The sequence below is a fragment of the Salegentibacter sp. BLCTC genome, from assembly GCF_015143665.1.
Taxonomy (GTDB): Bacteria; Bacteroidota; Bacteroidia; order Flavobacteriales; family Flavobacteriaceae; genus Salegentibacter; species Salegentibacter maritimus.
Genome location: NZ_WYEW01000003.1, coordinates 302,648 through 324,155, shown reverse-complemented (window position 1 = coordinate 324,155; position 21,508 = coordinate 302,648). Strand labels below are relative to the sequence as shown.

The 21,508-nt window shown below is 37.3% G+C and carries 18 protein-coding genes; 10 read left to right on the top strand and 8 right to left on the bottom strand.

Features of this window, described 5'->3' with window-relative positions; translation table 11 throughout:
• Positions 1-67: 67 nt before the first annotated feature.
• From GUB10_RS04695 to GUB10_RS04680, 4 genes are all read left to right on the top strand, one after another.
• The gene (locus tag GUB10_RS04695) at positions 68-1,228 is read left to right on the top strand and encodes a 5-(carboxyamino)imidazole ribonucleotide synthase (RefSeq protein WP_193710287.1); all 1,161 of its coding nucleotides are present in this window, start codon (positions 68-70) and stop codon (positions 1,226-1,228) included.
• A gap of 52 nt (positions 1,229-1,280) precedes the next feature.
• Positions 1,281-1,766 carry a 5-(carboxyamino)imidazole ribonucleotide mutase gene (gene purE, locus GUB10_RS04690; RefSeq protein ID WP_193710286.1) on the top strand — a complete coding sequence of 162 codons (486 nt, stop codon included), beginning with the start codon at positions 1,281-1,283 and terminating at the stop codon, positions 1,764-1,766.
• Positions 1,767-2,036: 270 nt separating this feature from the next.
• Complete coding sequence (locus GUB10_RS04685) at positions 2,037-4,070, top strand: M3 family metallopeptidase (protein WP_193710285.1); 2,034 nt, start codon at positions 2,037-2,039, stop codon at positions 4,068-4,070.
• A 260-nt stretch (positions 4,071-4,330) separates the two neighbouring features.
• Positions 4,331-4,882, top strand: coding sequence for a sigma-70 family RNA polymerase sigma factor (locus GUB10_RS04680; RefSeq protein ID WP_193710284.1), 552 nt, complete (start codon positions 4,331-4,333; stop codon positions 4,880-4,882).
• A 250-nt stretch (positions 4,883-5,132) separates the two neighbouring features.
• Here the strand turns inward: GUB10_RS04680 and GUB10_RS04675 are convergent, their stop codons facing one another.
• A complete protein-coding gene (locus GUB10_RS04675; RefSeq protein WP_193710283.1) occupies positions 5,133-5,951 on the bottom strand; it encodes a hypothetical protein in 819 nt (272 codons plus the stop codon).
• Between the two features lie 131 nt (positions 5,952-6,082).
• Between GUB10_RS04675 and gcvP the strand changes: the two genes are divergently transcribed.
• The 4 genes from gcvP to GUB10_RS04655 all read left to right on the top strand — a co-directional run bounded on the left by gcvP (position 6,083) and on the right by GUB10_RS04655 (position 11,563).
• Positions 6,083-8,929: an aminomethyl-transferring glycine dehydrogenase gene (gene gcvP / locus GUB10_RS04670; protein ID WP_193710282.1), complete on the top strand. Its 2,847-nt coding sequence runs from the start codon at positions 6,083-6,085 to the stop codon at positions 8,927-8,929.
• Positions 8,930-9,095: 166 nt separating this feature from the next.
• On the top strand, positions 9,096-10,154 hold the full coding sequence (locus GUB10_RS04665) for a 3-oxoacyl-ACP synthase III family protein (RefSeq protein ID WP_193710281.1): 1,059 nt from the start codon (positions 9,096-9,098) through the stop codon (positions 10,152-10,154).
• The gene (locus GUB10_RS04660; protein ID WP_193710280.1) at positions 10,155-10,676 is read left to right on the top strand and encodes a methyltransferase; all 522 of its coding nucleotides are present in this window, start codon (positions 10,155-10,157) and stop codon (positions 10,674-10,676) included.
• A gap of 38 nt (positions 10,677-10,714) precedes the next feature.
• Positions 10,715-11,563, top strand: a complete 849-nt coding sequence (locus tag GUB10_RS04655; RefSeq protein WP_193710279.1) for a glycosyltransferase family A protein — start codon at positions 10,715-10,717, stop codon at positions 11,561-11,563.
• Here GUB10_RS04655 and pafA read toward each other — a convergent pair.
• The gene (gene pafA, locus GUB10_RS04650; RefSeq protein WP_193710278.1) at positions 11,555-13,213 is read right to left on the bottom strand and encodes an alkaline phosphatase PafA; all 1,659 of its coding nucleotides are present in this window, start codon (positions 13,211-13,213) and stop codon (positions 11,555-11,557) included. The genes GUB10_RS04655 and pafA overlap by 9 nt on opposite strands.
• 118 nt (positions 13,214-13,331) lie before the next feature.
• Between pafA and GUB10_RS04645 the strand changes: the two genes are divergently transcribed.
• Both GUB10_RS04645 and GUB10_RS04640 read left to right on the top strand, forming a co-directional pair.
• Positions 13,332-14,069 carry an ABC transporter permease gene (locus GUB10_RS04645; RefSeq protein ID WP_193710277.1) on the top strand — a complete coding sequence of 246 codons (738 nt, stop codon included), beginning with the start codon at positions 13,332-13,334 and terminating at the stop codon, positions 14,067-14,069.
• The gene (locus tag GUB10_RS04640; protein WP_193710276.1) at positions 14,070-14,834 is read left to right on the top strand and encodes an ABC transporter ATP-binding protein; all 765 of its coding nucleotides are present in this window, start codon (positions 14,070-14,072) and stop codon (positions 14,832-14,834) included.
• Here GUB10_RS04640 and GUB10_RS04635 read toward each other — a convergent pair.
• From GUB10_RS04635 to GUB10_RS04610, 6 genes are all read right to left on the bottom strand, one after another.
• On the bottom strand, positions 14,831-16,273 hold the full coding sequence (locus GUB10_RS04635) for a DUF389 domain-containing protein (protein ID WP_193710275.1): 1,443 nt from the start codon (positions 16,271-16,273) through the stop codon (positions 14,831-14,833). The two genes, GUB10_RS04640 and GUB10_RS04635, sit on opposite strands and share 4 nt — an antisense overlap.
• A gap of 97 nt (positions 16,274-16,370) precedes the next feature.
• Positions 16,371-17,453, bottom strand: a complete 1,083-nt coding sequence (locus GUB10_RS04630) for a mannose-1-phosphate guanylyltransferase (RefSeq protein ID WP_193710274.1) — start codon at positions 17,451-17,453, stop codon at positions 16,371-16,373.
• 10 nt (positions 17,454-17,463) lie between these two features.
• Positions 17,464-18,063 carry a SprT-like domain-containing protein gene (locus GUB10_RS04625; RefSeq protein ID WP_193710273.1) on the bottom strand — a complete coding sequence of 200 codons (600 nt, stop codon included), beginning with the start codon at positions 18,061-18,063 and terminating at the stop codon, positions 17,464-17,466.
• Positions 18,064-18,066: 3 nt separating this feature from the next.
• Complete coding sequence (locus GUB10_RS04620; protein ID WP_193710272.1) at positions 18,067-18,747, bottom strand: SDR family oxidoreductase; 681 nt, start codon at positions 18,745-18,747, stop codon at positions 18,067-18,069.
• A 70-nt stretch (positions 18,748-18,817) separates the two neighbouring features.
• Positions 18,818-19,798: a M20/M25/M40 family metallo-hydrolase gene (locus GUB10_RS04615; RefSeq protein WP_193710271.1), complete on the bottom strand. Its 981-nt coding sequence runs from the start codon at positions 19,796-19,798 to the stop codon at positions 18,818-18,820.
• Between the two features lie 69 nt (positions 19,799-19,867).
• Entirely contained in the window at positions 19,868-21,508 is a 1,641-nt protein-coding gene (locus tag GUB10_RS04610; protein ID WP_193710270.1) for a pyruvate dehydrogenase complex dihydrolipoamide acetyltransferase, read from the bottom strand.

Sequence of the window (21,508 nt, the reverse complement as noted above, 5' to 3'; positions counted from 1 at the left end):
CCAGATTTCCATAAGAATAATAGCACACCTTAAGCTAAAAAATTATTTTTGCTGAAACTTATACGCTATGATCAACTATTTTTCTTCAAACTTTAAACTAGGAATACTTGGCGGCGGTCAGTTGGGTAAAATGATGCTCTACGAAACCCGCAAATACGACATTCAAACCTGTGTTTTGGAGCCAAACCCAGATGCACCCTGTAAAATTGCCTGCGATTATTTTGAAACCGGCGATCTTATGGATTTCGATACTGTAGTTAATTTTGGAAGAAAAGTAGACGTGCTCACCTTTGAAATTGAAAGTGTAAATATTGAAGCACTAAAACAATTAGCAAAGGAAGGGATTAAAACATACCCTTCGGCTGAAACTTTAGAGAAAATACAGAATAAAGGAGTTCAAAAAAACTTCTATAAAAAACATCAAATTCCAACGGCTGATTTTGAAATTTTCCCAACAAAGAAAGCATTACAAAGTGCCCTGAAAAGCAATAAAATTAGTTTCCCATTTGTTTGGAAAAGTACCACCGGCGGTTATGATGGTAAAGGAGTTTCAGTTATAAAAAACAGGGAGTCCCTAAACGAGCTCCCCGATGCCGAATGTATTGCTGAATCGCTTGTGCCTTTTAAAAATGAATTGGCAGTAATTGTTGCAAGGTCGGCTTCGGGAGAGGTTAAACCCTACCCTGTTGTAGAAATGGAGTTTCACCCTACGGCCAACCAGGTAGAATATGTAATTTGCCCGGCCAGAATTAAAGATGCTGTGGCCATAAAAGCCAGGAAACTTGCAGTTAAAGTCTCTGAAGCATTTGAACATGTTGGCCTACTGGCAGTAGAGATGTTTCAGACAGAAAATGATGAAATTCTCGTAAACGAAGTTGCTCCAAGACCTCATAACAGTGGCCACTATAGCATTGAAGCCAGCTATACAAACCAATTTGAGCAACATATTCGTGCTATTTTAGACCTTCCTCTGGGAATAACCGATAGTAAAGTAGGCGGAATTATGGTAAATTTAGTGGGCGACGCAGCTTACGAAGGGGAAGTGGTTTATAAAAATATTGAAGAAATAATGAAAATGCCCGGGGTTACACCACATATTTATGGCAAAAAAATAACCCGGCCTTTTAGAAAAATGGGCCATGTAAGCATTGTTAACAAAGACCTTACTGAAGCAAGAAAAATAGCCGAACAAGTTAAAAATTCAATTAAAGTTATTTCTAAAAAATAAATATACCCCACAGGTTTCGAAAATCTTTGAGGTATTCATAACCATAAAAATTATGAGTAAAGTAGCAGTAATTATGGGAAGCACCAGCGACCTACCGGTAATGCAGGATGCGATAGATATCCTGGAAGGTTTTGACCTGGAAGTAGAAGTAGACATCGTTTCTGCCCATCGCACCCCCGAAAAATTATTTGAATATGGCAAAACCGCCCATGAACGCGGAATTAAAGTAATTATTGCCGGTGCCGGTGGCGCAGCTCACCTACCGGGAATGATAGCTTCACTCTCCCCACTTCCGGTAATTGGGGTTCCGGTAAAATCCAGCAACTCCATAGATGGTTGGGATTCGGTTTTATCTATTTTACAAATGCCAGGTGGGGTTCCAGTTGCTACCGTAGCCCTGGATGGCGCAAAAAATGCAGGAATTCTTGCAGCTCAAATTATTGGCGCATCAGATAAATGTACTTTAGATAAAATTTTAGTCTATAAAGAAGGACTTAAAGAAAAGGTAATAGAAGGTGCAAAAACAGTAAAAAAATAACAAAAGCCACGTCTTACGACGTGGCTTTCTATGTAGTAGACTTACCTATATCTGTAAAAAATTATTTATTAACCATTCTAAATATTTAAACCAGAAAACTTAAAAACTACTACAATATTTTAAAGCCTGAATATACAGTTTTTCATAGAAAAACATCGTTTTGTGTTAAAAAAAATAATGAAAAACGTCAAATTTAGGTTAAGTACACCTTTCTACGCGCTTAGACCACTATTAATAAATAAATTAGCCCATTAAAATAAAGAAGATATAATGACTACTCATAATAATCCGCTTTTAGAGAAATTTGATCACGCTCCTTTTTCAAAAATATCCAACCAACATTTTAAACCTGCCATCTTAAAAGGTATAGAAATAGCACGGGAAGAAATTAATGCCATTAGCACAAATAATACCGAAGCCACATTTGCCAATACCATTGAAGTTTTAGAATATTCAGGAGAAAAATTAGATAGGGTAACCAGTATATTTTTCAATCTTAATTCTGCCGAAACAAACGAAGAAATTCAGCAAATTGCACAGGAGGTATCCCCTCTTTTGTCTGAATTTAGAAATGACATCATACTAAACAAAGCTCTTTTTGAGAGAGTAAAAGCTGTTTATAACAAAAAAGATCAACTTAAGTTAAATACTGAACAAAAAACGCTATTAGAAAGAAAATACAAAGCTTTTGCCAGAAACGGTGCCAACCTGCCTATTGAAAAGCAAAACAAACTTAGAGATATAGATAAAAAACTTTCAAAGTTAAGCCTGGATTTTGGACAAAATGTCCTTGCCGAGACCAATAAATTTGAATTACATATTACAAATGAAAACAAGCTAAAAGGTCTACCGGAAAGTTTTAAAGAAGAAGCTGCACAAGTAGCGGCCTCCAAAGAAAAAGAAGGTTGGGTATTTACTTTAGAATACCCAAGCTACCTTCCTTTTATGAAATATGCTGAAAACAGGGAGTTGCGTAAACAAATGGCGCTTGTCTTTGGTGCTAAAGGCTTCCATGGAGATGAGTTAGACAACCAGGAAAATATATTACAAATTGCTAAATTAAGATTTGAAAGGGCCCAACTTCTAGGCTATAAAACACATGCACATTTTGTCCTGGAGGAACGTATGGCCGAGACTCCTGAAAAAGTAAACAGCTTTTTAGAAGAGATTCTTGAAAAGGCAAAACCTGCCGCTAAACGTGAGTTTAACGAATTAGAAAATTTTGCAAAAGATCTTGACGGAATTGATCAATTACAAAAATGGGATGCCGCCTTTTACAGCGAGAAATTAAAGCAAAAACTGTTTAACCTGGACGATGAGAAACTAAAGCCTTACTTTAAACTTGAAAATGTAATTGATGGTGTTTTTACAATAGCTCATAAACTTTATGGCTTAAGCTTTCAGGAGGTTTTTGACGTAGACAAATATCATGAAGATGTAAAAATTTACCGGGTATTGGATGAAAACAATAAAGAAATGGCTTTATTTTATGCCGATTTCCACCCCCGCCCGGGAAAAAGAGATGGCGCCTGGATGACCGGTTACAAACCTCAATACAAAAAAGAAGGCAAAGAAGAACGGCCACATATTTCTATTGTATGCAACTTCACCAAACCTTCTAAAAAGCAGCCTTCTTTATTAACTTTTAATGAAGTTACCACACTTTTCCACGAATTTGGCCACGCGCTGCACGGTATTTTGGGAGACACCCAATATCCAAGCTTATCGGGTGCAAATGTTTATTGGGATTTTGTTGAACTTCCAAGTCAACTATTAGAAAATTGGTGTTATGAAAAAGAAGCGCTTCAGTTATTCGCCAAACACTATGAAACCGGCGAGGTAATCCCTATGGAGTTAATTCAGAAGATAAAAGAATCTGCTAATTTCCAGGAGGGAATGGCTACCTTAAGACAATTAAGCTTCGGCATGTTAGATTTAAGCTGGCATGGAATAGACCCTTCAGCTATTGAAGATGTAAAAACACATGAAGACAGTGCTTTTGAACGCACAAAATTATTCCCAAATGTTGCCGAAAACTGTATGAGCACTGCTTTCTCGCATATCTTTCAGGGTGGTTATTCTGCAGGATATTATTCCTATAAATGGGCCGAAGTATTAGATGCCGACACCTTTGAGTATTTTCAGCAAAATGGAATTTTCAGCAGGGAGATTGCCAATAAGTTTAAGACAAATATTCTTTCACAAGGAGGAACAGATCATCCTATGACGCTTTATAAAAAATTTAGGGGAAAAGAACCTAAACCCGACGCTTTGCTAAAACGCGCCGGATTAATTGAGAAATAATTAAACTAAAGAGGCTGTTTGAAGAGTTTTTAAAATCGTCATTCTAAATTTATTTCAGAATCTAAGACTTTGGTTAAGTAAAACGTGATAGAAGTAGTACGCCTTAACGGACGGGCAGGTTCAGCTTGACGAAATTAGACTTTTTTCAAACAACCTCTTTTCTTTATTGATCCAATTTCAACATTAAAGAACCTTATAGAATCTATAACTGATAAAATCAAATACTTTTGTTAATTTTAATTTGTTTTTGATATAAGCCTATGCCAACTCATAAACTAGACCCCACAAAATGGGTGGACAAGTATTCAGATTACCTCTTCAATTACGCTATTGTTAGAGTTAACGATCGCGAGGTGGCAAACGATTTAATTTCTGAAACATTTTTAGCCGGCCTTAATTCTAAAGAAAATTTTGAAGGAAGGGCCACAGAGCGAACCTGGCTTATATCTATACTAAAACGAAAAATAATAGATTATTATCGAAAAACGAATTCTATAAAAGGCCAGGCCGAAGTTCGTATAAATTATTCAGATTCTGAAAATGATGGAGATTGGCTAGAGGAACAGGTAGCCGATGCTTTTGATCGTACTGCCGAGGATGAGATGGAAAATACCGAATTAGGAATGGCTATCTTAGAATGTTTAGATCAAATAAACGAAAAGCACGCCGCCATCTTTAAAATGAAAACCATTGATGAGGCTGATACTGAAGCGGTCTGTAAAGAATTTAATATCAGTCCGTCTAACCTTTGGGTAATTATTCATAGGGCACGTACCGCATTGGCCGCTTGTCTTGAAAAAAACTGGTTCTAAAATATGCCGAAAACAAAATTTTTTATTTTCGATTGTTCGAAAGCAGAAAACTGCTGTGACAAAAGTCAATATAACGAGTCGAGTATTCGCGAAAAAATGTGTATGCTCATGCATCTAATTTTTTGTAAACCCTGTCGCAACTACACTTCTAAAAATTCTAAACTTACTCGTTTAATTAAAAAATCTAATCTTAGAACCTGTTCTGAGGAAGAAAAAAAAGCCTGGCAAAATAAGATTGAAAAAGAAATGGCTAAGAAAGAATCTTAGCTATCAACAACATCAGAAACCATAATACCGGAATTCCCTCTACCCAAAAAGACGAAAAATATACCCCCTGATTAACCTGGGCAGTTTTAATAAAATATACCGATGTTAGTAGCGTAAGACTTAGCGCAATTACATTTATTACTGAAAAATGGAACTTAAAAAACTCCAAAAAAAACACAATTACTACAAGAACATACCCCAATTTTTTGGTATTTCCTACCCCTATCTGCTGAGGAATGGTATGTAAGCTTCCAGAATCAAACTTTAAATCCCTTATCTCAAAAGGTAAAGTTATTGCTATCACAAAGCAAAATCGCTGAAAAAAAGTAATTCCCAATTCGCCGGGAGAAATTCGATTCATCAATGGTAAAATTGCAGTCACTCCAGCCCAAACTAAAGCGATTATAAAAATTTTCACCCCACCAATGTTTCTAAGATTTTGCTTGTTTTTCCACAGGGGAATGGCATACAATAGCGTAAAAACACCAAAAATAGCCGCTGCTATAAGTATTTCTATATTCTGCCTGAATGCAAAATATAGTAAGGCAAGAAAGCAAAAAAAGGAGAAAACCTGTATCAGTTTTAGGTTTTGGGCAAGACTGGCGTGATGTAGTTTTGCAATACGGGCATACTTCACAAAATTATAGCCGGTAATGCTTCCGAAGAAAACAAAAAAAAGCAGGTTTAAATCAATACCAAGATTGAACTCAAGAAGACCTATCAAACTTAGGGAAACTACCGCCAGAGCCACATGCAGACTACTGTTTATATAGAAATTCAATATGTTTTTAAAACGCTGCATGTTGCTAAATTAATCATTCTTCCTGCAACCAATAGTAGCCTCAAAAATCTTAACAAGTGTATACCGCTAATCATTAAAAAATTACGTAAAAAAATATGTACTTTTGCGGCACAAAACACAACTTTATTTTAATGAGAACAGATTCTTTTGCCCTACGCCATATTGGGCCCAGAGAAAGCAACCTCCAGGCAATGTTGGACACCATTGGTGTAGATTCGTTAGAACAGTTAATATACGAAACCATTCCCGATGATATTCGTTTAAAATCGGCCTTAAATTTACCTTCAGCACTTAGCGAAAACCAGTATGCCGAGCATATTGGAAAACTAGCTGCAAAAAATAAGGTTTTTAAGAGTTATATAGGTTTAGGTTACCATCAGGGTATCCTGCCTGCGGTAATTCAAAGAAATATCCTGGAAAACCCGGGTTGGTACACAGCTTATACGCCATACCAGGCAGAAATTGCCCAGGGTAGACTGGAAGCTTTATTAAATTTCCAAACTATGGTAAGCGATCTTACCGGAATGGAAATTGCCAACGCATCGTTATTAGACGAATCTACTGCAGCAGCAGAGGCCATGGGCTTATTATTCGCGGTGCGCGACCGTAAGCAAAAGAAAAATAATGCAAATAAATTCTTTGTTTCAGAACAAGCCTTGCCACAAACCATAGAACTTGTTCAAACACGTGCCAATTTTATGGGCATTGAGCTAGTGGTTGGCAATCATGAAGAATTTGACTTTAGCGATAAATTCTTTGGTGCATTAGTGCAGTATCCCGGCAAGCACGGGCAGGTATTCGACTATAGCGATTTCGTTTCAAAATGTAAAGATGCTGAAATAAAAGTAGCTGTTGCCGCTGATATTTTGAGCTTAGTTAAATTACAAGCTCCCGGAGAACTAGGTGTAGATGTAGTTGTTGGAACCACCCAGCGTTTTGGAATTCCATTAGGCTATGGTGGGCCGCACGCCGCTTACTTTGCTACTAAAGAAGCATATAAAAGAAACCTTCCCGGAAGAATTATTGGGGTAACCAAAGATCTTGATGGGAACCACGCTTTAAGAATGGCGCTTCAAACCCGCGAGCAACATATTAAACGTGATCGTGCTACCTCCAATATTTGTACTGCACAGGTACTACTGGCAGTTATGGCAGGAATGTATGCCGTTTATCACGGGCCTGAAGGTCTAAAGTATATTGCCGATACCGTTCATTTTTCTACAGTAACTTTAGCTGAAGAACTCGAAAAAATGGGTGTTAAGCAACTTAACTCAGCTTATTTTGACACACTTAAGGTAAAAGCTGATGCTCAAAAGATTAAAGCAGAAGCCGAAAAGAACGAAATCAATTTCTATTATCCTGATGCTGAAACGGTTTGTATTTCATTAAATGAAACTACAACCCAGGAAGATATCAATAATATTTTGAAGGTTTTCGCTACAGTTTTAGGTAAAGAATCTACTAAAATTGAAAACTTAAAAGAAGAATCGGCAATACCGGCAGCACTTCAAAGAAAAACAGAATTTCTAACGCATGAAGTTTTCAACCTTTATCATTCAGAAACTGAATTGATGCGTTATATCAAAAAACTGGAACGCAAAGACCTTTCATTAAACCAGTCTATGATTTCGCTTGGAAGCTGTACTATGAAATTAAACGCTGCTTCAGAAATGCTTCCGTTAAGCAATCCGCAATGGGGAAACATACACCCATTTGTACCGATAGAACAGGCGGAAGGCTACCAAATTGTTTTGAAAAGACTGGAAGATCAGCTAACTGAAATCACAGGATTTTCTGCCACCTCGCTTCAGCCCAATTCTGGTGCACAGGGAGAGTATGCAGGTTTAATGACCATTAGGGCTTACCACGAATCTAGAGGTGAAGGACATAGAAATATATGTTTAATTCCATCTTCGGCACACGGTACCAACCCGGCCTCTGCAGTAATGGCCGGAATGAAAGTGGTTGTAACCAAAGCATCAGAAAATGGAAATATAGATGTAGACGATCTTCGAGAGAAAGCCATAAAACATAAAGACAACCTAGCTGCTTTAATGGTAACCTATCCATCTACCCACGGGGTTTTTGAATCGGCTATTAAAGAAATTACGCAAATTATTCATAATAATGGCGGGCAGGTTTATATGGATGGTGCCAATATGAATGCCCAGGTTGGCTTAACCAATCCCGGGGTAATTGGTGCCGATGTTTGCCACTTAAACTTGCATAAAACTTTTGCAATCCCACACGGTGGAGGTGGCCCGGGAGTTGGCCCTATTTGCGTAGCCGAACAATTAAAACCCTTTTTACCAGGAAACCCGGTTATTAAAACCGGTGGAGAAAATGCTATTGGAGCCATTTCTTCAGCACCCTGGGGCTCTTCTTTGGTATGCCTTATTTCTTACGGCTATATTACCATGTTGGGCAGTAAAGGACTCCAAAAAGCTACAGAATATGCCATCCTGAATGCCAACTATGTAAAAGAGCGTTTAAAAGAGCATTACAAAACTCTATATTCTGGAGAGCGTGGTCGTGCCGCTCACGAAATGATTTTAGATTGCCGTCCTTTTAAATCAAAGGGCATAGAAGTGGTAGATATTGCCAAAAGGTTAATAGATTATGGGTTCCATGCCCCTACTGTTTCTTTCCCTGTGGCAGGAACTATGATGATAGAACCTACCGAAAGTGAAAGCAAAGCCGAACTCGACAGGTTTTGTGATGCTTTGATTTCTATTAGGCAGGAAATTGAGGAGTTGGATAGCGAAAAAGACAATGTACTTAAAAATGCCCCTCACACTATAAATATGTTAACTTCAGATGAGTGGAAATTCTCATATAGTAGAGAAAAAGCTGCTTATCCGTTAAGTTATGTGGCAGAAAATAAATTCTGGCCAAGTGTAAGACGTGTAGACGAGGCCTATGGAGATAGAAACTTAATGTGCACCTGCCCTCCTATAGAGGAATATATGGAAGCATAATTTTTTTAAATGCCTGAAAATTATGTCAGCACAGCTGATGAATAAATTTTCAGGCATTTTTTTATTAAGTGATTTTTATCACTAATAAGTTTATTTTTCCATTTTATTTAAAGCTCATTATATTTGTATTGAGTACATTCGGAGTCTAATCTTAACTAAAAGTCAGATGAACATTAAAATTACCGGCACAGGTAGTTATATTCCCAAAGTTATAACCGCAAATGCTGACTTTGAAAATCATGAATTTTTCAATCTTGACGGAACAGGTTTTCCGCAGGATAACAAAACAACCATTGCCAAGTTTAAAGCTATTACGGGCATTGAAGAACGCCGTTATTTGGAGGAAAATTTAAACACCTCAGATATGGCAGTTATTGCTGCCCAAAAAGCTTTGGAGGATTCTGGAATAGATCCTGAAACGCTAGATTATATTATTGTGGCTCACAATTATGGAGATGTTAAACACAAAAGTGTACAAAGTGACACCGTACCAAGCATAGCTACCAGGGTGAAATATCATTTACGTATTAAAAACCCAAAATGTGTAGCTTATGATATGCTTTTTGGCTGCCCGGGATGGATAGAGAGTCTTATCCAGGCACAGGCTTTTATTAAGGCCGGAATGGCAAAAAAATGCCTGGTTATTGGTGCTGAAGCTTTATCTAGAGTGGTAGACCAACACGACCGCGACTCTATGATTTTTTCAGATGGTGCCGGCGCCGTGATTTTAGAAGAAACCGAAGAAGAAGGAGGAATCCTTGCCTACGAATCGGCTACCTATGCTTTTAATGAAGCTAATTATATTTACTTTGGAAAATCTAACAGCAACCAAGCTCCAGACGACCTTCGTTATATAAAAATGAATGGCCGCAAAATCTATGAATTTGCTTTGATGAATGTACCGGCCGCCATGAAAACCTGTTTGGAAAATAGCGGTAAAAGTATAGACGACTTAAAAAAGATTTTTATTCATCAGGCCAATGAGAAAATGGATGAAGCTATTATTAAACGTTTTTATAAACTACACAAGTTAAAAGCTCCAGAAAGAGTAATGCCTATGACCATTCACGAGCTTGGTAATAGTAGCGTTGCTACAGTACCCACACTTTATGATCTTGTAATTAAAAATAAAATTGCCAATCAACAACTTAATAAAGGTGATGTGGTAATGTTTGCCAGTGTGGGCGCCGGAATGAACGTGAATGCGATTGTTTACCAATATTAGATGTACGAAAAAAGCTTTCCCAACAAACGATATAAAGAAACTTTAGAGTTTTTAGAAGCTAACGTTCCCGCTCCTGCCAAAATCCTTGATTTAGGGGTTAAAAATCCTTTTTCAGAAATTATGGAAAAGCATAATTATAAGGTTGAAAATACCAAGGGGGAAGATTTAGACCTAAATACCAGGGCGGTAGAAACTACAGCCTATCAGGTAGTAACTGCTTTTGAGATTTTTGAACACCTGGTTTCTCCTTACAATGTATTATCTAATATTAAGGCCGACAAATTAGTAGCCAGCGTTCCTCTTAAACTTTGGTTTTCCAATGCTTATCGCAGTAAAACCGATATGCGGGACAGGCATTTCCACGAGTTTGAAGATTGGCAATTTGATTGGCTTTTAGAAAAAGCCGGGTGGAAAATTATTAGTCGAAAAAAGTGGACCAACCCCGTTAATAAATTGGGGATAAGACCTATTTTAAGATATTTTACCCCAAGATATTACGCGGTGTACGCAGAGCGCATTTAGGCGAAAATATTTCTTGCTAAAACTTTAAATTTTGTCTTTTGAAGATTTATATCATTATCCCCGCGTATAACGAAGCTCAATTTATTGGCAAAACCCTTCAGTCTTTAATAAACCAAAGTACACCGGCCAGTAAAATTGTGGTAGTAGATGATGGCTCTACTGATGAGACTCCCAAAATAGTTTCAGAATTTGGTATAAAAAACCCGCAAATTTCGCTTGTAAAAAATAATGCAATGGGCAAACATATGCCCGGCAGCAAAGTAGTAAATGCCTTTAACAAAGGACTCCAAACTTTAGATAATGATTTTGACATTATTTGCAAGTTTGACGCCGATTTGATTTTTCCGGAAAACTATTTAGAAAGAATATGTTTTCATTTTAAGGAAAGCACCAAAATTGGTATGGCTGGAGGCTTTTGCGAAATTCAGAAAAATGGAAAATGGGCACGCGAAAATTTAACCGGAAGCGACCATATTCGTGGTGCTTTAAAAGCTTACAGAAAAGCTTGTTTTAATAATATTGGCGGCCTTAAACCTGCAATGGGATGGGATACAGCAGATGAATTACTTGCGCAATATCACGGTTGGCAGATAAAAACCGATGCAAAATTAAAGGTAAAACACCTTAAACCAACCGGCAAGGAATACACAAAAACTTCAAAATACAAACAGGGAGAAGCATTCTACAGTTTAAGATACGGCTTTGCTATTACCTTAATTGCTGCTGCCAAACTTGCCATTAAAAAGAAAAATTTTGGCTTTTTTCTAAACTGTATCAAAGGCTTCCTGTATGCGCAAAATAAAAAACGACCCTATCTTGTAAATAAAGATGAAGGTCGTTTTATAAGAAATTTACGCTGGAAAAAAATGCAGAAAAAACTATTCTAGACTACCTGATTTTTTGTCATCTAACATCATATACAATGGTTTCCCTGTATTTCCATTAGGAAAAGCTATACCTAACAAAGCAGAAACCGTTGGAGCAATATCTATTATTTCTGTACGCTCTGTTGTACTGCCCTGTTTTACTCCATTTCCATAGAAAATTAGCGGCGCGTGGGTGTCGTAATTTAAATCACTACCATGAGTAGATCCAGTTCTTGAATATACAATGGTAGCAGGATCTAATACGTACATTATATCTCCACTTCTCTTTTGATTAAATCCATTTTGAATAGCTCTACCGGTACCTACAACAAAGCTACCACCGTTTATTAGCTGATCTCTAGTATATACTTTATCTATTTGGTCTAATTGAAGGATATAATGAGCTAATTTAGCCTGTAAAACTGAAGAGCTAATCTCCAATTCTTCCATTAATTCATAATTGAAGAATATTTGACTATTTGATACATTTTCTATAAGCTCCTCTTCCCCAAATTCCATGGCAGCAAATTCTTTAAGCTCTTCTTCAAACTCATCAGACTCAAAGTATCCTGCCGGGATATTTACCGATTGCAAATAAGCAGGCACATCTACCCCACCGTGATCTGCAGTTAAGAAAATCGTATAATTTCCTTCACCTACTTTAGCATCCAATTCTTTTAAAAGTTGGGCAATATTTTTGTCTAATCTAAGGTAAGTATCCTGAATTTCTTTAGAGTTCACCCCGAAGTTATGCCCTATCTTATCGGTACTTGAAAAGCTTAATGTAAGAAAATCGGTGTCCTCATCCTGCCCTAATTCTTCGGCTTCAACTGCGGCCAGGGCAAATTCCAGAGTAATATCGTTTCCATAAGCTGAATTTTCGATAATATCAAATCCGCCATTCTCATCACTCAATTCTGCCAGATCATAAGGGAAGGTAGCATCCTTTTTTCCTCTAAAGCCTCCTTCAAAGTTATTTTTATCACTCCCGCTTTCTTTATAAGTATCAATATCATACAAGGTATTCCAGGGCTTTAAATAGGCTTCCACTTTATCGGAAGCGTTAAAATCTTTCACCCATTTTGGTAATTCATCCATATAAAATGAACTGGTAATCCACTTGCCCTCATCACCGCCATGAAACCAGTAAGCTGCGTTGGCAGTGTGCCCGGCAGGCAGAATAGAGCCGCGATCTTTAATAGAAACACCAATGGTTTTTCCTCGCATTTGGGTATGAAGCCTGTTCTCGTCGCTAACTGTGGTAGTTTTCATTCTATGTGGAGACATTTTACCGGCATTATCTTTAGTCCCAACCGGTTCTACAGTCTCATCTCCGGCACAATAAACAGACTCTTTTACAAATTTATCATACCATCCGTTCCCAATAATCCCGTGGTTCATTGGGCTGGTTCCTGTATAGACTGAAGCGTGACCGGGCCCGGTATAAGTAGGCACATAATTAAAATGGTTATTTTTAAAATTATAGCCTTCATTAATTAATTTCTTAAATCCATCTTCTCCAAACCGCTCCCAAAATCGGGTAAGGTAATCATAGCGCATTTGGTCTACCACAATCCCTACTACAAGCCTGGGCTTTTCCCCTTCTGTTTCCTGAGCAAAAGCCTGGAAACTAAACAATCCTATTAATACTAAAAATGCTAATCGCTTCATCTTATATATTTTTATTAGAAGTAGCCCAAAATTACTAAACTTATTGGGTCAAAGATTAATTCTACGTTAAATACTTTCGAGTAATTTTTTAGTATTTTAGCTTTACAAAAATTGCTTAATGAATTATCTACACTCCATTGGGGAATATTTTTTAATGCTGAAAGGAACTTTCCACCGAATGACTAAAACATCGGTTTTGAGAAGTTTGATCTTTAAAGAAATAGACGACCTCGTAATTGGATCAATGGGAATTGTTTCTTTTCTATCATTTTTTATTGGGGCTGTAGTGGCTTTGCAAACTGCCTTAAACTTAAACAATCCTTTAATTCCAAAATCCCTGGTAGCTTATGCTGCAAGGCAATCTATAATCCTGGAATTTGCACCTACCTTTATTTCTATTATTATGGCAGGTAAAGTAGGATCTTATATTACGTCAAGTATTGGGTCTATGAACGTAACCGAACAAATAGACGCCCTTGAGGTAATGGGTATAAACTCTTTAAATTACCTCATTTTCCCAAAGATTATAGCAATGCTATTTTATCCGTTCGTTATAGCAATCTCTATGTTTCTTGGCATTTTGGGCGCTTATACCGCAGCAGTTTTAGGAGGTTTCGTACCGCCTGATCTCTTTGTGCAGGGACTTCAGGAAGATTTTATTCCCTTTCATTTGGTGTATGCCTTTATTAAGACATTTTTATTTGCCTTTATTTTAGCAACTGTACCCGCTTACCATGGTTATTACATGAAAGGTGGGGCCTTAGAGGTTGGTGAAGCAAGTACCACTTCTTTTGTTTGGACGAGTGTGGTTATTATTATTACAAACTACGTTGTAACACAATTATTACTAAGTTAGATGATAAAAGTTGAAGATTTACATAAAGGCTTTGATGGTGAAGAAATTCTTAAAGGAATAGATTTTACCTTTGAAAGAAGTAAAACCAATCTTATTATTGGGCAATCGGGTTCTGGAAAAAGTGTACTTTTAAAATGCATGCTAGGCTTATTTACGCCTGAAAAAGGGGTGATAAAATATGATGGCAAACCCTACAATCAATTCACAGAAGACGAACGAAAAGACCTTAGTAAACAAATTGGAATGGTTTTCCAGGGAGGCGCTCTTTTTGACTCCATGACGGTTGAAGAAAATGTATTATTTCCATTAAGAATGTTTACCAAAAAGAAGAAAAAGGAAAACCTGGAACGGGTTAGGGAAGTTCTAGAACGGGTAAACCTTGATGGTAGTGAGAAAAAAATGCCTTCTGAAATTAGTGGTGGAATGCAAAAAAGGGTTTCCATTGCCCGGGCCATTGTAAACCGACCTAAATATTTATTTTGCGACGAACCCAACTCGGGGCTGGATCCTAAAACCGCTACTGTTATAGATAACCTTATTCAGGAAATTACGCACGAATATGATATTACTACAATTATCATTACCCACGATATGAATTCGGTACTCGAAATTGGAGAAAATATTGCTTTTCTAAAAGATGGCGTTTTAGCCTGGAAAGGAGACAAATCGCAAATCTTTAAAACCGATGATGAAACCGTAACAGATTTTGTTTATTCCTCTAACTTATTCCAAAAAGTAAGAAAAGCACAACAACAAGGGCTCTAATTAACAGATTTAACCTGTAGGGTATCGAGCTTCAACCTAACTTTTAGCCATTTTTCAAATCGGTCTTTCTGTTGAGACACCTCACTGGCTTTTATATTTTTCTTCCAACCTACTGTAAAAGTGGGAATAGTATCTGTCTTCGAGAAATTTGTGGTAATCAAATTAGAGTATCCCAACTCTTCTATTCCTTCATAATTTATTTTGGCTTCCTGGCTTAGATCGCTAAAAGAAAAAGAACTGCTACGGTATTTCGAAATTTCATTTTCTAAAATTGCTATTTTTTCATCTTTATCCTCTATTAGCTCCTGGTTTTTCATATACAAGTCTTCCAGGATCCCGCTTCTAACCTGTGTAGACAGCTCATCTATGGCCCCGGTAGGATCTGCGCCCTGATGTATAATTAGTTTCGTTTCCTTTAAAGCCTCAAAGTCTTTTAATTGTTTTTCCCAGGTGGTAATTGAAGTTTGCGGCACACGGTTCCCAATTAGATAAACTTCTATACTTTTTTCTTTATAATCGTAAGTGGCTTTAATGGTTTCTGTGCCTTCATACCTCATTACATTAGACACAAATTCTTTTGCTTTAGATTCAAAAAGCTGCTCCTGAAGCAGGAATACAAATAGAATCACACTGGGAATCATTACAATTACTGCAATGGTAGAAGCTATTTGGGCTGTTCTTTTTCTCCTTTTACTGTTTACATATTTTACCAAAGGAAAATCAAGCACCTTGGTTACCACAAAGGTAGAAAGCGCAATAAATACAGCGTTAATTGAAAATAGGTACAAAGCACCTCCGGCATAGGACCAGTTACCTATAGCCAAACCATAACCAACTGTACATAAAGGTGGCATAAGTGCAGTTGCAATTGCCACACCAAGAATCACACTGGCAATGGTACCTTTTTTTGTTTTTGCCACTATTAAAGCGAGACCACCAAAAATAGCTACCAATACATCTAAAATAGTGGGATAAGTTCTTGCAATAAGCTCAGGGGTTTCTTCTTTAACAGGCGAAATAAGAAAATAAACATAGGCGGTAAGCACACTTAAACCTACCATTAAACCCAGGTTAATAAAGGATTTTCTTAATGTAAGCACGTCATTAATGGCTACAGACATCCCTACACCAACAATAGGCCCCATTAAAGGAGAAATAAGCATCGCACCAATAACAACTGCTGTACTCCCCACATTAAGGCCAACAGAAGCCACGAAAATAGAGAATATAAGAATCCAGGCATTATGCCCTTTAAAAGATATATCTTTCTTTACAGCTTCTACCGTAGATTCTCTATCGGTATCGTGCCTAATTTCCAGCAGCTCTCTTATAAGTGCCTTTATATTTTCCCAAATCCCTTTTGTTTTTGCTTCCAAGTTCCCAGACTCATCTTGAGTTTGGTGGGATATATTATTTTCTGGTTTTTGATTCTTATCCATAGAATTTACTCGATAAACGAGATTTAAATGCTACGAGCCTTAACTCGAAATTTATAGATTTCGCATGTGCAACCACCCGGGATTATTGTAGAGTGATCTATCCTAATTCTTCTCCAAATTGGTCAACTACCTTATCACGAATGGCTTTAATTTCCTGTATTCTATCTTTTGGAGTAATTAATAACACATTATCATTTTCTACCACTACAAAATCATGTAACTGGTCTAAAACTACAACTTTATTGTTTTTGGTTTTAATAATATTCCCGGTAGATTTTAATGGCAACAACCTACCGTTTACAATTGTATTCTGTTGCTTGTCTTGTATCAACTCATCTTCAAGCGATCTCCAGGTTCCCAAATCATTCCATTTAAATTTCGCCGGAATCACATAAACGCTATCAGACTTTTCCATAATGGCGTAATCTATAGAGATACTCTGTGCCTTCTGATAGTTTTCAACTAAAAACTCCTGTTCTTTTTCCGTATTATACACCTCAACTCCTTTTTGGAAAAGTCTAAAAGTCTCGGGTTGATATTTCTGAAAGCTCTCAAGAATAAATTTAGCACTCCAGATAAAAATTCCTGCATTCCAAACGTAGTTCCCTTCCTCTAAAAAACTTTCTGCCTTTTTAAAAGAAGGCTTTTCTGTAAATCTTAGCACAGGCTTTAGCCCATCGCCATCATCTTTTTTATATTTAATATACCCATAACCGGTATTAGGGAAAGTAGGTTCAATTCCCAGGGTAATTAATTTATCTTCTGAAGCTACTATCTCAAAAGCCTCTTCAATATTTTCCTGAAACGCAAGGTCCCCCTGAATCCAGTGATCACTCGGTGCCACTAAGATTAAGGCGTCACTATTTTTCTTTTTAATTTTTAAAGCACCCAATAAAATACTTGGCGCCGTATTTCTCATACAGGGCTCTAATACAATTTGCTCATCCTTCACTTGAGGAAGCTGTTCTTTTATAATCTCTTTATAATCTTTATGCGTAAGGATTATAATATTTTCTGCCGGCATTAATTTTGCCAGTCTGTAAAAAGTAATTTGTATAAGCGTAGAACCTACACCCAAAATATCCTGAAATTGCTTGGGATATTGTGTAGTACTAACCGGCCAAAACCGGGAACCAATCCCGCCCGCCATTAAGATTGCGTAATGATTTGTGTTTTTCATAAAAGGGGAATTAATTTTTAAGCAGTTCTACTTCTGCATTTGGTTGAAACAAATAAACCTTTCCCGTATCAACCTCCAGACATTCGTAGCGTTTTATTTTCCGCTCTCCTTTTTTAAATGTTTTTCCGTTATAAATTCTAAAAATTCCCCCTACAGGAATTTCAAAAATATAGTTTTTATCGTTTTCAGGATCAAAAGTTTTAAGTGCCACCGATAATTTTGCATCGGTATCGCTGCTAGCTGTGGGATTTTTAAAATGCCGGGCAATTACCGGAAGTAATACCGAAGGAAAAATATCAGGCCTAATAAAAGGCAGCATTAATTCTTTAAAAGTATACTTCCATTCGCGACCGTGCGGCTTTATTTGCCTTCCAAATTTCTCAAAAGCCTGTAAATGTGCAATTTCATGAACCAAAGTGATTAAAAAGCGATATTCATTTAAATTGGCATTTACTGTAATTTGCTGTGTCCCATTAGGCATTCTTCGGTAATCTCCATGCCTGGTTTTACGTTCATTCACAATTTTTAGATGAACATTATTGTCCTTAATCATTTTAAAGATAGGAGAAACAGCTAGTTCCGGAATATATCTATTAAGGATTTCTCTCATTGGCTAAGGGGTACTATTTGAAACCTGAAGTATTTTACCATTATAGAATTTATGCCCGGTAAGACTAAAATTCGTAATATACTCGGCCATATCCTTTGCCGAAAGCGGAACTTCCAAACCGGGAAAGGCTTCCTCCAGCATCTCGGTTTGCACAGCCCCTAAAGCTAACACATTAAATGAAGGTCCTTTTTCTTTATACTCTTCAGCTAAGAGCTCAGTTAAGGTTATTACTGCAGCTTTACTGGAACTATAAGCTGAAAGGCCCGGGAATTTTACACTTCCCTGTATACCTCCCATAGTACTTATATTCACCACATGGGCATCTTTTTTCATAAAGGGCAATAGCTTTTGAGTTAAACCTATAACACCAAAGACATTAGTGCCATACACCTGCTGAAACTCTTCTGCTGAAATTTTTTCAAAATCCTTATTGACCAGGGCTCCGGCATTGTTTATTAATACATCAACCTGTTGCCATTCTGATTTTACAAAAGCTTCAACTTTAACTAGATCTTCGGGTTTTGAAATATCACAGGAAATAGCTGTCACCCCATCCAAATTTAATTCAGAAACCGGCTTGTCATTTCGTGAAAGCGCCAGTACTTTGTGCCCATTTTCGGCAAAAAGCTTCACCATCTCATAACCCATTCCGCGGCTGGTGCCTGTTATCACTATATGCTTCATTTGTATATAACTTTAATCACTATCCAGAATGAACTCTTAAAAATTATACGAGTAACATACTATTTATTTGTTATTCATTCAATTTTATTTCCTTCTCAGAAGTATTGGCCATTTTTAGAATGCCCGGAATCACACTTTCAACAACCCTGGCCATATGCTCCACATCAAGTCTTTGCGCCTCATCTGCAACATGGTGATAATAATTGTAATTTGTAAAATCAAATGTTGAAATAGTTTGTGCTGGCACATGAAATTCCTGGTAAAAAGGATAATTATCGCTTCGCTTAAAAAGATTATACTCCTTTGCCTGCGGCAAAAATCCAAGTACTTTTTCTCCAGAATATTCATTGAATTTTTCTGCGAAATTAGAGTTTTCATACCCCGTAAGGTAACCTATATAATCCTTCCCGGTCATAGGAACACCAATCATTTCAAAGTTAAATAAGGTGTATAGATCGAGCTTATCTTCTTTAAGCCTTTGTGCTATTTTCTTTGCCCCCACCAGGCCCATTTCCTCTGCCGAAAACAATACAAACATAAGGCTTCGTTTATGTTCGCCTATTTCGGCAAATTTCTTGGCCAATTCTACCACTGCCACAGTTCCTGCAGCATTATCGTTAGCTCCATTAGCAATAGAATCTCCTTCTACAGGTTTCTGAACACCTATATGATCATAATGAGCCCCAAGAATAATAAATTGATCCTTCAATTTAGGATCGCTGCCCTCCAACATACCCACCATATTAAAACCCTTAACACCATCTATGGTAAAATTATGCCGGTAAGAATCAAAATATTTCTGGACATTGTTTTCTTTGAAAATACTTTCAATTTTTTGCGCAGCTAATTCTATTCCTTCTGTTCCGGTTTGCCTTCCTCTTAATTCATCAGAAGACAAATAATTTAACAGCTCCTGAATTTCAGCTTTTTCAACCCCGGTATTTGAGCCTGCTTTTATTTCTACTGAAGCTAAATCTGCCTGTGCTTTTGCGTCTGCAAAATTTAATAGAAAAGTCGCTAATAATGCAAAGTGTAATGTAATTTTTCTCATATCGCTAAAGATAAAAAAATCCCGCAAGAGTGCGGGATTTTAATAATTAGTTATTTATATAAATCTAGTTTATGCCAACATAGTTACCGGGTTCTCCATATACGTTTTAAGCGTTTTCAAGAAAGCAGCACCGGTTGCACCATCTACAGTTCTATGATCACAGGCAAGTGTTAATTTCATAGTATTCCCAACTACAATCTCCCCGTTTTTAACTACTGGTTTTTCAACAATAGTTCCTACAGAAAGAATTGCAGAGTTTGGCTGATTAATAATACTTGTAAATTCAACAATACCAAACATTCCCAGGTTAGACACGGTAAAGGTACTTCCCTCCATATCTTTAGGTTGCAACTTCTTATTTCTTGCTTTACCGGCAACGTCTTTTACATTATTCCCAATTTGGGTCATAGACATTTGATCGGCAAATTTTAAAACAGGAACTACAAGACCTTCTTCTACGGCTACCGCAACACCCATATGAATATGCTTAGCGATTTTCATAGATTCACCCGTCCACTGGCTGTTTACCTGCGGATGTTTACGAAGTGCCATGGCACTAGCTTTAATCACCATATCATTAAAAGACACCTTAACATCTGGCATCTCATTTATTTGCTTACGTGAAGCCATTGCGTTTGCCATATCTACCTCTATAGTTAGATAATAATGTGGCGCATTAAACTTAGACTCACCAAGTCTCTTGGCAATGGTTTTACGCATCTGAGAATTCTTAATTTCCTCGAAACTCTCTTCTCCTGCAGGCACGTAAGGCTGTGGCTGTGCTGCAGCAGTATCTTCTTTGGCAGCGGCTTTAGTTTCAGCAGGTTTTTCTGAAGGTTTATAATCTTCAATATCCTTTTTAACGATACGGCCATTACCACCGCTACCTTGAACATTTGATAGATCTATACCTTTATCTTCTGCCATTTTCTTTGCTAATGGAGAAGCAAATATCCTACCTCCGTCTTTAGTTGCTCCAGAAGATTTCTTTTCTGAAGATTCACTACTACCAGTCTCCTGAGATTTTTCCTCTTTTTCCTCTGATTTCCCAGAAGTTTTCTTTTTAGACTTTCCATCTACCGAAACATTAGAAACATCGGTACCTTCTGGCCCAATAATAGCCAACAAGCTATCAACTTTTGCAGTCTCACCCTCTTCAAGCCCAATTTTAAGAAGCGTACCTTCATAAAAAGATTCAAACTCCATCGTAGCCTTATCGGTTTCAATTTCTGCAAGGATATCTCCTTCTTCAACTTTATCTCCTTCCTTTTTCAACCAGGATGCAACGGTACCTTCCTCCATAGTATCACTAAGACGAGGCATGGTTATAACCTCTACGCCTTCAGGGATATCTGAGTCATCACTTTCGTCATTGCTTTCTGTCTCATCTTGCCCTGCGGCTTCTGAGGACTCTTCTTTTTTGTCTTCCTTAGCGTCTCCTCCGCCATTTAGCAAGCCTGAAATATCTTCACCTTCTTCCCCAATAATAGCAAGCAAGGTATCTACAGGAGCGGTTTCACCCTCTTCGATTCCTATATGAAGCAAAGTCCCTTCATGAAAAGACTCAAACTCCATCGTAGCTTTATCGGTTTCAATTTCTGCAAGGATATCTCCTTCTTCAACTTTATCACCTTTTTGCTTTAACCATTTTGCCACAACACCTTCTTCCATGGTGTCGCTTAAACGCGGCATATTTATTACTTCTGCCAT

Excerpts from the sequence above, each read along its gene's own strand:
- GUB10_RS04680 (WP_193710284.1), top strand. The coding sequence starts at position 4,331 with ATGCCAACTCATAAACTAGACCCCACAAAATGGGTGGACAAGTATTCA.
- GUB10_RS04625 (WP_193710273.1), bottom strand. The coding sequence starts at position 18,063 with ATGAGAGAAATCCTTAATAGATATATTCCGGAACTAGCTGTTTCTCCT.
- GUB10_RS04660 (WP_193710280.1), top strand. The coding sequence starts at position 10,155 with ATGTACGAAAAAAGCTTTCCCAACAAACGATATAAAGAAACTTTAGAG.
- pafA (WP_193710278.1), bottom strand. The coding sequence starts at position 13,213 with ATGAAGCGATTAGCATTTTTAGTATTAATAGGATTGTTTAGTTTCCAG.
- GUB10_RS04630 (WP_193710274.1), bottom strand. The coding sequence starts at position 17,453 with ATGAAAAACACAAATCATTACGCAATCTTAATGGCGGGCGGGATTGGT.
- GUB10_RS04665 (WP_193710281.1), top strand. The coding sequence starts at position 9,096 with ATGAACATTAAAATTACCGGCACAGGTAGTTATATTCCCAAAGTTATA.
- GUB10_RS04610 (WP_193710270.1), bottom strand. The coding sequence starts at position 21,508 with ATGGCAGAAGTAATAAATATGCCGCGTTTAAGCGACACCATGGAAGAA.
- GUB10_RS04620 (WP_193710272.1), bottom strand. The coding sequence starts at position 18,747 with ATGAAGCATATAGTGATAACAGGCACCAGCCGCGGAATGGGTTATGAG.
- GUB10_RS04645 (WP_193710277.1), top strand. The coding sequence starts at position 13,332 with ATGAATTATCTACACTCCATTGGGGAATATTTTTTAATGCTGAAAGGA.
- GUB10_RS04640 (WP_193710276.1), top strand. The coding sequence starts at position 14,070 with ATGATAAAAGTTGAAGATTTACATAAAGGCTTTGATGGTGAAGAAATT.
- GUB10_RS04685 (WP_193710285.1), top strand. The coding sequence starts at position 2,037 with ATGACTACTCATAATAATCCGCTTTTAGAGAAATTTGATCACGCTCCT.
- GUB10_RS04695 (WP_193710287.1), top strand. The coding sequence starts at position 68 with ATGATCAACTATTTTTCTTCAAACTTTAAACTAGGAATACTTGGCGGC.
- GUB10_RS04615 (WP_193710271.1), bottom strand. The coding sequence starts at position 19,798 with ATGAGAAAAATTACATTACACTTTGCATTATTAGCGACTTTTCTATTA.
- GUB10_RS04635 (WP_193710275.1), bottom strand. The coding sequence starts at position 16,273 with ATGGATAAGAATCAAAAACCAGAAAATAATATATCCCACCAAACTCAA.
- gcvP (WP_193710282.1), top strand. The coding sequence starts at position 6,083 with ATGAGAACAGATTCTTTTGCCCTACGCCATATTGGGCCCAGAGAAAGC.
- purE (WP_193710286.1), top strand. The coding sequence starts at position 1,281 with ATGAGTAAAGTAGCAGTAATTATGGGAAGCACCAGCGACCTACCGGTA.
- GUB10_RS04675 (WP_193710283.1), bottom strand. The coding sequence starts at position 5,951 with ATGCAGCGTTTTAAAAACATATTGAATTTCTATATAAACAGTAGTCTG.